Origin of the sequence: Paraglaciecola arctica BSs20135 (genome assembly GCF_000314995.1) — a bacterium.
GTDB lineage: Bacteria > Pseudomonadota > Gammaproteobacteria > Enterobacterales > Alteromonadaceae > Paraglaciecola > Paraglaciecola arctica.
This window is the reverse complement of sequence record NZ_BAEO01000007.1, coordinates 74105-87952: the sequence shown is the minus strand read 5'-3', so window position 1 is coordinate 87952 and position 13848 is coordinate 74105. Positions and strand designations below refer to the sequence as shown.

Annotated in this window: 12 protein-coding genes and 1 tRNA gene; 6 read left to right on the top strand and 7 right to left on the bottom strand. The window is 40.1% G+C overall.

Annotated features, from left to right (window positions below; translation table 11 throughout):
* Window positions 1-26: 26 nt before the first annotated feature.
* The 3 genes from GARC_RS25785 to fabB form a co-directional block, all read right to left on the bottom strand.
* Window positions 27-1052, bottom strand: a complete 1026-nt coding sequence (locus GARC_RS25785) for a hypothetical protein (protein WP_007616314.1) — start codon at window positions 1050-1052, stop codon at window positions 27-29.
* 564 nt (window positions 1053-1616) lie between these two features.
* Window positions 1617-1693: transfer RNA gene (locus GARC_RS02380), tRNA-Met, on the bottom strand.
* A gap of 213 nt (window positions 1694-1906) precedes the next feature.
* On the bottom strand, window positions 1907-3121 hold the full coding sequence (gene fabB / locus GARC_RS02375; RefSeq protein ID WP_007616313.1) for a beta-ketoacyl-ACP synthase I: 1215 nt from the start codon (window positions 3119-3121) through the stop codon (window positions 1907-1909).
* Between the two features lie 187 nt (window positions 3122-3308).
* On the opposite strand from fabB, the gene mnmC reads away from it, so the two are divergent.
* Together mnmC and GARC_RS02365 are read left to right on the top strand one after the other, a co-directional pair.
* Window positions 3309-5300: a bifunctional tRNA (5-methylaminomethyl-2-thiouridine)(34)-methyltransferase MnmD/FAD-dependent 5-carboxymethylaminomethyl-2-thiouridine(34) oxidoreductase MnmC gene (gene mnmC / locus GARC_RS02370; RefSeq protein WP_007616312.1), complete on the top strand. Its 1992-nt coding sequence runs from the start codon at window positions 3309-3311 to the stop codon at window positions 5298-5300.
* 95 nt (window positions 5301-5395) lie between these two features.
* Complete coding sequence (locus GARC_RS02365) at window positions 5396-6040, top strand: hypothetical protein (protein WP_007616311.1); 645 nt, start codon at window positions 5396-5398, stop codon at window positions 6038-6040.
* Window positions 6041-6078: 38 nt separating this feature from the next.
* Here the strand turns inward: GARC_RS02365 and GARC_RS02360 are convergent, their stop codons facing one another.
* Genes GARC_RS02360 through GARC_RS02350 form a run of 3 tightly spaced genes read right to left on the bottom strand, consistent with a single transcriptional unit; the run spans window position 6079 to window position 8130 of the window.
* Window positions 6079-6372: a YfcL family protein gene (locus tag GARC_RS02360; RefSeq protein ID WP_007616310.1), complete on the bottom strand. Its 294-nt coding sequence runs from the start codon at window positions 6370-6372 to the stop codon at window positions 6079-6081.
* Complete coding sequence (locus GARC_RS02355; protein WP_007616309.1) at window positions 6369-7550, bottom strand: ATP-NAD kinase family protein; 1182 nt, start codon at window positions 7548-7550, stop codon at window positions 6369-6371. Before GARC_RS02355 ends, GARC_RS02360 begins: the two co-directional genes overlap by 4 nt.
* Window positions 7534-8130: an elongation factor P hydroxylase gene (locus GARC_RS02350; RefSeq protein WP_007616308.1), complete on the bottom strand. Its 597-nt coding sequence runs from the start codon at window positions 8128-8130 to the stop codon at window positions 7534-7536. The genes GARC_RS02355 and GARC_RS02350 overlap by 17 nt, the downstream gene beginning before the upstream one ends.
* A gap of 270 nt (window positions 8131-8400) precedes the next feature.
* Here GARC_RS02350 and GARC_RS02345 point away from each other — a divergent pair, with 270 nt between their 5' ends.
* Genes GARC_RS02345 through GARC_RS02335 form a run of 3 tightly spaced genes read left to right on the top strand, consistent with a single transcriptional unit; the run spans window position 8401 to window position 10729 of the window.
* Window positions 8401-9096, top strand: coding sequence for an FFLEELY motif protein (locus GARC_RS02345; RefSeq protein ID WP_039988503.1), 696 nt, complete (start codon window positions 8401-8403; stop codon window positions 9094-9096).
* Window positions 9097-9103: 7 nt separating this feature from the next.
* Complete coding sequence (locus GARC_RS02340; protein WP_007616306.1) at window positions 9104-9550, top strand: acyl-CoA thioesterase; 447 nt, start codon at window positions 9104-9106, stop codon at window positions 9548-9550.
* 6 nt (window positions 9551-9556) lie between these two features.
* Window positions 9557-10729 carry a retropepsin-like aspartic protease family protein gene (locus tag GARC_RS02335; RefSeq protein ID WP_007616304.1) on the top strand — a complete coding sequence of 391 codons (1173 nt, stop codon included), beginning with the start codon at window positions 9557-9559 and terminating at the stop codon, window positions 10727-10729.
* Between the two features lie 7 nt (window positions 10730-10736).
* Here the strand turns inward: GARC_RS02335 and ccoG are convergent, their stop codons facing one another.
* Window positions 10737-12155, bottom strand: a complete 1419-nt coding sequence (gene ccoG / locus GARC_RS02330; protein ID WP_007616302.1) for a cytochrome c oxidase accessory protein CcoG — start codon at window positions 12153-12155, stop codon at window positions 10737-10739.
* 138 nt (window positions 12156-12293) lie between these two features.
* Between ccoG and GARC_RS02325 the strand changes: the two genes are divergently transcribed.
* Window positions 12294-13679 carry an aminotransferase-like domain-containing protein gene (locus GARC_RS02325; protein WP_007616300.1) on the top strand — a complete coding sequence of 462 codons (1386 nt, stop codon included), beginning with the start codon at window positions 12294-12296 and terminating at the stop codon, window positions 13677-13679.
* Window positions 13680-13848 lie beyond the last annotated feature (169 nt).

The following is a 13848-nucleotide window of genomic DNA, read 5'->3' as shown; positions in this document are numbered from 1 at the left end:
TTTATACGCTGCTGAGAACTAGTTTACTAACCCACGCCTTTCAATTGCTGTTCCTCTAAACGTTCAAGTAAATTAACATTATTTGATATCAACGATTTTCGTTTTTCGTTTTCTACTGTGCGCTTTTCAGCTTCTTCGAGTATGATTTCTTTTTGCTGTTGTAAAGCCTTAATTAATTGCTTTTTTTGCTTACTGTCCAAATTGGGATTATTTTCAACGGCTTTGATTTTTTCTTCTATTTCTTCCAGTTTTTTACGGTCAATGCCCATACGGGCGTCGAGTAAAAGTTGCATCATCTGAGAATAGGTTGAGTTGCTTTCATCTTCGACAACCTGTTTTTCCTGATCACTCATGAGTTCAGACTGAGTAGTGTTACTCGTGGAGTTAGCTGCAGATTGTGTGCTTGATATAACAGAGGTCGAGGGTTGCTTAAGGGCAGATCCAAAACGATCATAAAAACCTTTTAACATCAGATTATGATCTGTCCATCCTTCCATATTGACTCTAAATTCAAGATTACCACTTAGGTCTTTGAATAATTTTTCAATGCCTTGCTCGCTCCATTGCTGGTATGGGCTGAGAGCTTGTTTGCCTTCCACTCCTTCGATGTTAACCCCAAAAACGGCCATGTGCATTCTTAACTCGAGCATCATTTTATTCGATTCACTCATGTCGGAAGTGGCACTTTCCCAGGCAGATTTAACATGTGCGGGAGCATTTACGGGAGGAAAAATAAGCGTTTTCGCGGCACCAACCTCTACAATCCCATCGTTATTTAAATCAACCTTATCGGAGTGGTCTGGCTGACTTAACAGATTGGTGGCACCTTCTTCAGAAAGGCTTGTTACGTTTATGCTGTGTGCTAACGAGTTCGCTTTTTGCACTAACGCCAGTTCATTGGCAGTCATGGCGAGTAAGGTGTCTTTTGCTGAGCCTTGCTGGTTTTTGGCTTCGCTCAGTATGTCAGAGAATTGTTGTATCTCATCATTGCTGAGTTGCCTAAGGCTGAGTAGATTATGTGACTTTTCGCTAAATTGAATGTTGTTGATCATCTTTTGTCCTTAAAAAAGAGACGGCACTTTTTTGCCGTTTTGCCCTACTCAATGGAAAATACGTGCCCAAGATCCTAACAATCCTCAATAACAAGCATCATTTTTACGACTATGGATAGGACTACATATCCCTTAGTCCTTTAGCAAACAAACGCAAACGTAAATTAAGACAACCAGTTAGAATGCATTAGGGTCAAATATATAGGGCAATTTTTAAGCCATCTTTAATAGCTGAGGACAGAAGGGAATAATTATAAGAGCATTAGCTAGCCGCAGCAGGATTTGAACCTACGACCTTTCGTGGATAATAAGAATGAGCCCGAGGGCGACTTTATTATCGAACTTGAAGAATAGGCTGGTTGCGGCAGCAAGATTTGAATCTATGACCTTTCGCGGATTATAAAGGGGAGCCTAAGGCGAATATTTTTTGAATTTTTGAAAATACAGAAGAATCGGTTGGTTCCGGGAGCAGGATTTGAACCTACGACCTTTCGCGGATAATAAGAGCTAGCCCGAGGGCTTAGAATATTCTGAGAAATATGCTGATACTTTTGAAGAATCGGTTGGTTGCGGGAGCAGGATTTGAACCTACGACCTTCGGGTTATGAGCCCGACGAGCTACCAGACTGCTCCATCCCGCGTCCGATTCGAGCGGCAAGATAGCGGCTATGGAGCAACTACGCAAGCTTAGTTTACTAAAATGCTTCTGACTGCTTATAAAAACAACAAAGCGGCGTTTTTAAGGCTAATAAACCTAAACTCGGGATAACAAACTCAAAAAAATGCCACTCATTTTAGTGAGCGACATTGTTATCAAACATAGGTTTTGTGAATACTAAGATTAGGGTGACTAGTTACCCTTGATACTTTTGCATCACCAAAGTGGCGTTGGTGCCACCAAAACCAAAACTATTTGACATGACTGTGGTTAATTTACTCTCACGAGTGGTAGTGACCACGTCCATACCTTTGGCTTGTTCATCTAAATTTTCAATATTGATTGATGGTGCGATAAAGTCGTTTTCCATCATCAAAATACTGTAAATGGCTTCGTTAACACCCGCGGCTCCAAGCGCATGACCTGTCATGGCTTTAGTTGCGCTAAGTGGTGGCGTTGTATCACCAAAGACTTCACGAATTGCCCATAGCTCTTTTACATCGCCTACTGGGGTAGAAGTACCGTGAGTATTGATATAATCGATTGGTTTATCTAAACCTTGCATAGCTTGTTGCATACAACGTACCGCACCTTCACCAGATGGAGCCACCATATCTGCACCGTCTGACGTAGCGCCATAACCCACAATTTCAGCATAAATTTTGGCACCACGAGCTAAAGCATGTTCAAGCTCTTCAACTACCACCATGCCACCACCGCCAGCACCAACAAATCCATCACGATCTGTATCATAGGTACGGGATGCTTTTGTTGGATCGTCGTTGTACTTAGTTGACATGGCACCCATAGCATCAAATTCAGCAGATAAAGTGTAATGTAATTCTTCACCACCACCAGCAAAAACAATATCTTGTTTGCCTAATTGAATTTGCTCTAATGCATTTCCAATACAATGGGCGCTAGTTGAACAGGCCGAACTAATTGAATAGTTCACACCTTTTATTTTAAACGGTGTGGCAAGGCAAGCTGAGACTGTGCTGCCCATACAACGGGTGACCATATATGGCCCAATACGTTTAACGCCTTTTTCACGCAAAATATCGATGGCTTCGACTTGGTTTTTTGATGATGCACCGCCAGAACCGGCAATAATACCTGTTCTTACGTTTGACACCATATCATCGCTCAAGCCAGAATCATCAATGGCTTGTTGCATCGCGATATAAGCATAACCTGCCGCTTCGCCCATAAAGCGTAATATTTTACGGTCAATATGATCTTTAATATCTAAATCTACTTTGCCCCAAATTTGGCTGCGCATACCCGCTTGCTCAAATTCTTCCGAAAAAGTAATACCCGAACGACCTTCTCTTAGAGAGGTTGTGACTTCATCTTTATTGTTTCCAATACTGGATACTATACCTAGTCCAGTAATTACCGCTCTTCTCATGATTAACCCTTCAGGAAAAATTTGCCATATTCTAATGAATTTACTCAGCCAACTGGTCTGCTTTCAGCGTACACGTGTTAGCTTAAATATAAAATCTTATGCTTGCAAATTATAACTGCGATTGAAATGAAAAAGAATATGTATAATCACCTTGGTTTCAAACACAACAATTTAGAGCTTTTTAAATTTGACTATTACTAATGCAAACATTCGATTCAATGAAAATGGCACCCCTTATGCCACGGAATTTGAAGATTTATACTTTTCTGATGCCCAAGGCATTGATGAAACTACCCACGTGTTTGTTAAAAACAATAAATTGTTAGAACGTTGGAAAGAGTACTCAGAGCCACTATTTACAATCGCGGAAACTGGATTTGGTACAGGTCTCAACGTCTTAGTCACTATATTGTACTTCGAAAAGTTTATGCAACAAGTTGGCAACCCAGCTTTTAGATTACATTTTATTTCTATCGAAAAATTTCCAATCAGCCATGTAGATCTAGCTCAAGCGCTATCCCTGTACCCGCAGTTAGAGCAATATTCGCAACCTTTGCTTGAGCAATACCCGATCCCAGTGGAGGGATGTCACCGCCTTAGCTTTCTTGGCGGCAAGGTAATTTTAGACTTGTGGTTAGGCGATGTGCACAATGTTTTACCTAAAATAGAAAACAAACCTCAAGGTTTAGTCGACACTTGGTTTCTTGATGGCTTTGCGCCTAGTAAAAACCCTGAAATGTGGACCCAAAGTTTATTTGAGAACATGGCGTTACTTGCCAAAGATCAATGTCACTTTGCGACTTTCACCGCAGCAGGCCATGTTAAACGCGGCTTAAGAGAAGCTGGGTTTACAGTAGAAAAACAACCAGGCCATGGACGCAAGCGGGATATGTTAGCGGGGTCAATTGATAAGTCCGCAGAAAACCTAAGTCGCCTCCCCTATTTTACTCGTATACCCGCCACCATGAATAAAACACCAAAAATTGCCATTATTGGTGGTGGTCTTGCGGGAGCAAATTGTGCCTATGCCCTAAGTAAAAGAGGTTTACAAGCCACACTTTATTGCCAAGACGACGATCTAGCCCAGGGGGCCTCAGGTAATGCTCAAGGCGGTTTTTACCCGCAGCTTAATGCAGAAGCAGGACATGCCAGTCAAATTCATGCCTTGGCATTCAATTATGCTAGCAAGCTCTATAAACAGTTATTCAATCAAGGGATCCATTATAGTCATCAGTGGTGCGGCACTATCCAGCTAGCCTTTAATGACAAAGTGGCCAGCCGTTATCATAAATTGATCAACAACCAAACATGGCCAGAGTCTTTGGTACATTGGATTGACGCAAAACAAGCCACCACACTGGCCAACTTGGATTTACCCTATCCGGGTTTATATATTCCACAAGGTGGCTGGATTAACTTACCTGAGTTGGTGTCGGGGCTGGTCAAAGCGGCAGACTCAAAGGTAGAAACGAATAAACAGTTAACGTCTTTAGAGCGGTTCAATGGCGCTTGGCAACTTAATTGGCAAGATGGTGGCCACACAGATGCTGATATTGTGATCATGGCAACGGGTAGCGATAGCGCTGACTGTGAGCAGATGTCGCAGTTGCCTTTTCGTTTAGTCAGAGGTCAAGTAGAAAACATTAACAGTCAAAACCAGCTAGCCGACCTAGCAACAGTGTTATGCCATAAAGGTTATTTAACCCCAGCATGGCAAGGATCTCACGCTTTGGGTTCAACTTATATTAAGGATGATAAAAGCTGTGATTATCGATTAACAGAACAACACACTAATCTAGCTATGCATCAGCAAGCCCTGACAAAATGTGACTGGATTCATGATATACAAGCCACAACTAAGGGTCGAGCCGCAATACGATGCAGCACACCTGACCATTTGCCTATGGTGGGAGCGGTACCTGAAAGCAGTATACAAACACAGAAATATCATGACTTGTATAAAGCTTTGCCTGCCAAACATTACCCGCAACCTATTAACCACACTAACTTATTTATGCTCTGTGGTTTAGGCTCTAGAGGGTTAACCACTGCGCCGCTTTGCGCCGAAATATTAGTAAGCCAGATATTGGACGAACCATTGCCGTTAGCCAACCAGTTGTTAGATGCTTTAAACCCCAATCGATTTTTGGTCAGGGGGCTTATTCGCAGACAGGGATGATATTTGCAGCAGACATTTTCAGTTTTCGAACTTGGGTCTATACTTTTTAATCAGAGAATACTGATAAACCACCTCTGATAATGGATCTACTTGTTATGAGCGAACCCCAAAAGTCGTTTTTTCAAACCTTTACTGGTGTAATTACCGCCATTACCTCATTAATCATTGCAGTAACGGGGTTATATGCGGCAACTGGAGGGTTTAATTTCAACAATGGACCCAAACCTGCCGCAAAACTAGTGGGCAATCTATCCGAGCAAGATCACCAAAAGCAACTTCAAGCATTAAAACGCCAAAAAGAGCTTGATGATTTACGCATTAATCAAGAAAAACAAAAACTCTTAGCCGAACAAGAATTAGCGGCACTTAGGGCAAAAAACAACCAAGCTGACACTTTTGCAGAAACTATCAATGGAAATAATTATACCCAACACAATATCACCAGCAATATTAATGGTCGCTGGAACTATTCCAATCAAGTGGGCACTTATGTTTTTGTATTTGAGCAAAATGGCAATGAAGTATTTTTACAGGAATATGACAGTTACGGTAACAACGTTGGTAACGGCAGTGGCGTTGTTCAAGGCACAAATGTGTTATTAAACTGGGTAGAACCTTATTTATTTGTAATGAGTTTACAAATTGAGGCTGAGTTAACTATTGGCTCACAAGGCAATGTATTAAACGGCTATATGTATGCAGAGGGGAATACGCTACCCATTACGTTATTCAGGCAATGAAGCTTAATGTTTTTTGGGTGAACTAGCCCCAATTCCAGTTAACTAGCGAGAAGCTTTTGCCATAAACTTAACACTTGTTGCTGATCATCAGCGGCTAACTCATTATTATCAAAAGCCGCCACTAAACTTGTATTCATTAACTCAGCTAATTGTTCTATTTGTGTCATATGCAAAACTTGGCTTTTACCCGCAGCTACAGCAAAGTGTCCCTGCAGATAGCTGGCAATAAATAATTCTTGATCATTTCCGTGTCCAACTACCTGATCTAAATACTCTTCGGTTTTTTGGATAAAAGATGTGAGTTCGTTGGGTTGTTGATTAGATGATGTCATACTGGATCCTTGGATTGTAAATTGGCTATGGGGTATAACACTTGATCATGGTAACCGGTGATAATGCTGATTAATCCTGACAATTGCTGATCTACAGTTAGATCGCCAGAATCTACAATCAGAGCGCGACCAGACAAATGACTGATTTTAGTTTTAGTGGCGACTAACAAAATATTATCTTTACCTAGTTTCTTTAGAAAATCAGCGCTGAGTTGCTGATTGCCGCGGCCTATTATATGCCCTTGTCCACCAATTAACGTCAGCACCAACTTGCAGCTTTTATTGGTGGTCAGTGCCAATAACTCTTTAGCGGTTACATCACTGGCAATCAGTTGTTTATTTTGGATCACATCGACACCTAACAAGGTATTTTTGATGCCTAGTTCTTGCATGATAAAATCAACAGTAGAGCCTGAGCCCATTACAAATATCTGTTCAGGGTTATCCTCGATGATTTCAATAATATGTGCAGCTATATCTGCCAAGACTAATTCATCCGACTCTTTACCACCCATTTTAACGGCTTGAATGTATCTCAGTTCAGTAGGCACTTGCATTTCACCGAATTGACGGGCATTAACTTTACCTTGTCTAAACAAAGCTTCATCAATGTCCATGACTTGTGCGTCACTAACACTAACAATTTCACCATTTATCACTTGTTTTAAGACTCTACCTGCTGCAGCTGGCGTAATAGCATAAACAGCTGAATGAATTTTACAGCCTGCTGGCACACCCAGAACCGGCACTGAGCTGCCAACCACCTGACAGACATTACGGGCCGTGCCGTCACCACCAGCAAAGAGGATTAAATCGACTTGTTGAGCAAGTAAGGCTTGTGCAGTAGCCTCTGAATCATGACTTTCTGTTTGTGTGTTTGTTGGCTGATACACCAGACTATAACTAAAGCCCATTTCCTTCGCTAAGACTTCGCCCATATCACCTGATGCAACATACAGCTGCACTTGATCTTTGATAGACACTATATGTTCAAGGGCTATACGAGTTTTATCTAGGGCTTTTTTTTCTGCTCCCATGGCTAAGGCTTTTTCGCGGATTTCAACACCATCGCTACCCTTAAGTGCGAGTGCGCCGCCAATTCCTGCGTAAGGATTAACTAACAAACCTAACTTAAACAATCGACTAGGCTTAGGTGTAAGTTTAGGCTGATGCAACATCGAACATTTCCTTCTCTAGATTTTTGGTTTCATAAAACCCTAGTAACACATCAATAAACTCAGTGGCGCGAGGTGGAAAGCCATGTTCGAGGTAAAACAACACTTGTTGTTTTACTGCTTCTTGAAAACCCTGAAGATCCACTGGGGCACCATTTAAATTATCGGTACTCACCCTAAAAGGTTTGCCTGCTGCACATGAAAAAGCCCATTCGATAGCTTGGGGTTTAACTTCTACCTTTTCAAACTCAGCCTGCTGCTGAACATTTCTGCCATCAGGGCTATACCAATAACCATAATCTTCCAACAATCGTCTTTGTTTACCGGCAATACACCAATGAGATATTTCATGCAGTGCACTGGCAAAGTAGCCGTGGGCAAACACAATCCGGTGATTTTGATGGTTGCTGTTAGCAGGAATATAGATAGGCTCATCGCCTCCTTTAACCAAAACTGTATTTTCAGTGTCGGTAAAAGTTGCGTTGAACAATACAATCAAATCTTGATAGTTGTGCACACTTGCCTCAGCTGCTGACAACGAGGAAAATGTTTGTTCAAAGGCTAGGTTGGAGTTTGCATTCATAAGGGCGGCATTTTATACATAAAAAGTCTTCAGGTGCAGCTTTAGTCCTAAATTACCCCAACATTTTGTCTATGTGTTTGGGCTTAGCTATTGTTTTCGCTCAAAAATTGAGCCAAGCTATAAAAAATAACTTTAGCTATCATACAGTGTAAGTTTTTTGCTTCGAACGTTCCTATTTTGTGCACACATTAATGCAACACTGAACAAAAATGGAAACATTAACCCTGGATGGATAATTGCCAACCAATTTGGCAGTGTAAGCTTAAAAATATGATCGACAGCACCAAACAAATTATTCGACATTTACACGGTATCAGCACCATGCAAGAAATTGCAGACAAAGCTGGCTTAATGCCGACAATACGAGCAGTGCAGGCTTGGCAGTGCAAACGTTTGTTGGCCACTCATCAGCAAATGTATCAACAAAAACGTTTCAAACCTGCGGTTGAATTTTTTATTAACGAACTTTATGGACCCAATGATTTTAGCCAGCGCGATCAAGACATTGCGCGTATTGTGCCAAAGATGTCGAAATTTCTACCTGAAAGCGCACTGCACTCATTAGCCTCGGCGTTACACTTAAATACTTTATCTTTTGAATTAGATTTTGATTTAGCCAAAAATTTAATAGATACCACGATAAATCGAGATACTTATGCCAAGGCTTATATCAGCTGTAACAACCTTGCCACCAGACAACAACAAATCGACTATATCCGGACTTTGGGTAACGACTTGGCTGATGTAGTCAAAATGAAGGGGATTTCTACTTTATTGTTTATTTCCCGAAAACCGGCAAAAATGGCAGGAGTATTAGCTTTACATGAGTTTCTTGAAAAAGGTTTTAAATCTTTCAAAAACCTCGGTAATGTAGAAGAATTTATTACTCCTGTAGTCAATAAAGAACAACAAATTATGCAGCAACTCGCTAACCCCAACTTACCTAACCCACTACCAAATGTTTGATTATTAAATGTCTTGGATGTTTCCTAATCCGTATTTATGCAGTTGGCAGGTCTTACCCGAACAGATAGACCATTATCAACATGCGAATAATGTCGCTTACGTTAGTCAGTTAGAAGTCACCTCATGGGCACACTCCAATCATTTGGGGTTATCGATTGAGCAATATCAGGCTTTAGATAGAGGCATGGCAATTAGTCGCCATAATATTAATTATTTAGCTGCAGCTCATGTTAATGACCTGATTGATTGCGCTACTTGGATTGTAGAGTGCGACAACAAACTAAAACTAGCTCGTCAATTCCAGTTTATTCGCCGCAGCGATCAACAGACGTTATTAACAGCACGAACAGAATTTGTGTGTATTGCTTTATCTACAGGTAAACCTAAACGTATGCCGAAAGAATTTTCCAATGTTTATGGCCCGGCCACCTTATCCCCCATTAAATTTGATTAAAATAATATGAGTAAATGGATAGGCGCATTATTGCTGTTACTTAGTGTTTCTTTGGCACTAAACCTCTATTTATTGTTAGCCCCGTCGCAGCAAGATCTATTCGGGCTCTCTGAAAATAAAAATAACAAACCTTCAAAAACGAGTGTATCCGAACCACTATTAAACGGGTCATTTACCGAAGAGTCTGCTGACCAATTAGAGCAAACAACAGACACTTTATATTCAGACTATAACAGTAAAAACAAAGCCCTAAACCAATCCATAACAAACAGATCTGAACTACTAGCTAAAGCAAATTTGTGGTTGCAACAGAAAAACTTAGTAACTTTAGGTGAGTTTTTACAAGAATATTTGAAGCAATACCCACAAGACATGGACTTTTTGCTGTTAGAAGCAAAGCTAAAAGTGGAAACCTCTCTTTTAAGTGATGCCATAGCCCACTATTACGTTTTATTAAGAAACCCAATGACAGCAGTTCAGCAAGAAGAAATTGAACAACAAATAGAACGCTTGAGCAATAACACCATTGAGCAACTAAAACGTAACTATTCTTGGGATATTTTGGCCATGTTTGTCGAGCCGCTATTGCAACTTGAACCTAGTAACAGATTATATATATTGTCACTGGCGCAGGCGTACGCAGAGCTTTTTCAAGAAGGACTGATGGAAAATGTGCTGGCTTCTCTAGCGTCTGACGACCCTGATGCCCAAAGCATTAGGGATATCCTAGTGGCACGTCAACAAGCCCCTCTTAACAGTGGTGAGGATGAGTTCGAAATAGATAAAGTAACAGCCAATCTAGGGCCAGCTGTTCCACTTAAAAAATTTGGTAATCATTATGTTGTCGAAGCACAACTAAGCAATAACCCGGTGGCATTATTAATTGATACTGGCGCATCGGTAACTGCAATATCAGAGCAGTATTTTGATAGTTTAAGCAGCAGATACCAAGGCAACTACCTAGGAAGTTTTAATATTGGTACAGCAGGTGGCAACATTATGGCGAAAATGTATCAATTTAAAGAATTAACCATCAACCATGTCACTGTAGAAAACTTACCTGTGGTGATATTACCCATGCAAAGCATAGAAAATGCCGATGGTTTATTAGGCATGAATTTTCTACGAGAATTCGATTTCAAAATAGACCAAAGACAATCTGTGATGTTTATTAAGTAACTAAAGCTCAAAGATAAAGAAAAGTCGATTTTTGTTGTGCCTGTTGATTGTAGTTATTGGAAATGACAAAACTAAAATCAGCCACAACTGCACCAATGTCTGCAACATCTCGCGCCACAGTTATTGGGTGCCTGACTAACTCGTTAGCCTTAACATCAATGCTTTTTACACCAATTATATTTGCCCCTTCAAGTCCTTGTATTGCAATCGTAAAAGTTTGCGCATATTGGCTTTTATTCATTAAAACCAAAGTATAAGTATTTTCGATATTGCCGTGGGTGCCTTCTCTAAAAAGCGATGCTCTATCTCTCACCACATCTAAATCAAGTAAAGGACGTGTATAAATTTCAAAACTAAGAAATCCAAATATAACAATAAATACTGTAAAATAACCCACAACTTTAGGACGCCAAAAACGTGCTTTTTGACCAGTTAAGGATGACTCGGAAACATAATCAATTAAGCCTTTGGCATAGTCCATTTTTTCCATTACTCCATTACAGGCATCTACGCAGGCCCCACAGTTTATACACTCATACTGCAAACCGTTTCTAATATCGATACCTGTAGGGCAAACTTGCACACAAAGGTTGCAGTCAATACAGTCACCCAAACCTTTGGCTTGGTATTCAATACTGTTTAGTTTTTGTGAACGCGGGCCTCGCTTCTCTCCTCGCGCTTTATTATAGGTGACAGTGACAGTGTCCTTGTCGAACATTGATGACTGAAAACGCGAATATGGGCACATGTGGGTGCACATGATTTCACGCATCCATCCCGCATTTGCATAGGTGCAAATAGTAAAAAGTAATACGTAAAATAACGGCCAGAAATGAAGATTAAAAGAGAAAAAAAACACAAACAACTCTTTAACGGGATAAAAATAAGCAACAAACGTAAGAGCTGTTATCAACGAAATAGCCAACCAAATACTATGTTTAAGAAATTTTCGAATAAACTTATTGCTACTTAATGACTGCTTATCTAAATGAATTCGCTTGTTTCTGCTACCTTCAACTTTTTCTTCAACCCACACAAATAAAAAAGTAAAGACTGTTTGCGGGCAAATGAAACCACACCAAACGCGTCCCCATATAGCCGTGATTAAAAACAGACCAAAAGCAGCAACTATCAATAGCCAAGCTAACAGTGTCAGATCTTGTGGCCACAAGGTTGTGCCAAAAATGTGGAACCGCTGCGCGACAAAATCAAATAATACAGCTTGGTTACCATTGTAAGTTAACCAAGGAATTAACATAAACACAGCTAAAAATAGACCTCCAAATCCCCTTCTATAGTTCTCAATAACCCCTTTTACCGCACGAACATAAATTTTGTGGGGTATTCCTTGCTGTATTTTTACACTTGTGGGCTCACGATTAGCCACTTTAACAAAGCGAATAGGGATATGATTAGGGTTTTGCATCCTTTGTTTTAACTCTTTTGCGTAGATTATACTTTGCAGTCATTTTAAAATTTCCACATAATAGTTACAGATACACATTTTTAAATATTAATGGGTACAGATTAAAAGGAGCAACACATAAAACAACCTCTGTATGCAGTGCTTGCCACTCGTTTAAAACATCAGATAGAAGAAAAATACTGGATAGTCGGTGAAAGATTGCCTTCTATCCGTGTATTGTGTGTCACATATGGGCATTCAAAAAATACTGTCATAAAAGCGCTACACATACTTGAGTCGGAAAATGTAATTGAGGCAAGAGCCAGAAGTGGATTCTATGTATCTTTACAGGCAGCGAACATTGCTCCAACTCATCAAAAAATTAAATTTTTACGGCCAATTAAAGTGAATGTTCCGGAAATTTTTCAGGACATTATGGATCGTAGTGCAGCATTTGATATCCTCCCAAACGAACCATTAGCACCGCCGTCTTCGTCACTTATTACCCTGCATCGACACATTAATAACGCGATGCGTTTTCAAGCGAACAAAAAAGCGATGTATTACGATGAGCCCCAAGGCTCATTAGTTTTACGAAACCAACTTCAAGATGATTATCGCCACAACGGACTGAGTTTATCTAGCGAAGAATATTGCATTACCTCTGGTTGCCAACAAAGTTTGTTTCTTGCCTTAATGGTAACCTGTCAGCCAGGAGACAATGTGGCGGTTGAAAGTCCGGGATTTTATGGTGTGTTGCAGCTTCTTCAACAACTGCAATTAAATGCCATAGAAATTCCTTCTTCACCTACAACAGGGGTAGATATTGATATTTTCGAGTCAGCACTTAAAAAATGGAATATTAAGGCCTTAGTAGTGACACCCGCATTTGCAACACCTACAGGTGCCACTATGCCTACAGAACATAAAAAAAACTTAATTAGCCTAGCCAATCAATATGATATTGCTCTCATCGAAGATGATATCTATGCAGATTTAGGATTTATGGAACGCCCATTTCCATTAAAATCATTGGATACTGAAAACAGGGTAATACTCTGCAGCTCTTTTTCAAAATCACTGTCTCGAGATATAAGAGTTGGTTGGATCATAGGTGGGCGTTGGCAAAAAGATATAGTCAAACTAAAATTGGTGACTAGCTTAGCAAACAGTCAAGCAACTCAAATAGGTTTGGCGAGTTTTTTAAAAAATGGCCATTATAAAAGGCACATCAATCAAAAAAGATTAATACTAAAACAACAGCGAGATCAGTTGATAACCAATATTCAACGATACTGGTCGAACTCTGTGCATTTCTCCATCCCTAATGGTGGGTTGGCACTTTGGATTAAACTCGATAGCAAAATTAACACCCAAACGTTGTACTACCAAGCCTTAGAAAGGAAAATAATACTGACACCGGGAAGCTTATTTAGTGTTGAAGATAGGTTTCACAACTTTATTAGATTGAGCTTCAATCATCCAAGCATAGGAAATCGGAAAAATGCTCTCAAAATATTGTCTAATTTGTGTGTAGATAGGTGACTCGCGAACTTGCGGTCCCTCATAAGTCAGCTGTCTCTGGTGCAAAGTTGGCATTTTATTAGTTCTGCTCACCTTGTTTTGTAACTAACTTTAAGGATAATATTTTTCCGAGAAATTTGTCATTTTAGTTTAATGTCACTAACTCATAATTTAAAACAATCCACTATTG

Excerpts from the sequence above, each read along its gene's own strand:
- GARC_RS02355 (WP_007616309.1), bottom strand. The coding sequence starts at position 7,550 with ATGTTGCATCAGCCTAAACTTACACCTAAGCCTAGTCGATTGTTTAAG.
- GARC_RS02360 (WP_007616310.1), bottom strand. The coding sequence starts at position 6,372 with ATGACATCATCTAATCAACAACCCAACGAACTCACATCTTTTATCCAA.
- GARC_RS02340 (WP_007616306.1), top strand. The coding sequence starts at position 9,104 with ATGTCTTGGATGTTTCCTAATCCGTATTTATGCAGTTGGCAGGTCTTA.
- GARC_RS02365 (WP_007616311.1), top strand. The coding sequence starts at position 5,396 with ATGAGCGAACCCCAAAAGTCGTTTTTTCAAACCTTTACTGGTGTAATT.
- fabB (WP_007616313.1), bottom strand. The coding sequence starts at position 3,121 with ATGAGAAGAGCGGTAATTACTGGACTAGGTATAGTATCCAGTATTGGA.
- GARC_RS02345 (WP_039988503.1), top strand. The coding sequence starts at position 8,401 with ATGATCGACAGCACCAAACAAATTATTCGACATTTACACGGTATCAGC.
- GARC_RS02335 (WP_007616304.1), top strand. The coding sequence starts at position 9,557 with ATGAGTAAATGGATAGGCGCATTATTGCTGTTACTTAGTGTTTCTTTG.
- GARC_RS25785 (WP_007616314.1), bottom strand. The coding sequence starts at position 1,052 with ATGATCAACAACATTCAATTTAGCGAAAAGTCACATAATCTACTCAGC.
- ccoG (WP_007616302.1), bottom strand. The coding sequence starts at position 12,155 with ATGCAAAACCCTAATCATATCCCTATTCGCTTTGTTAAAGTGGCTAAT.
- GARC_RS02350 (WP_007616308.1), bottom strand. The coding sequence starts at position 8,130 with ATGAATGCAAACTCCAACCTAGCCTTTGAACAAACATTTTCCTCGTTG.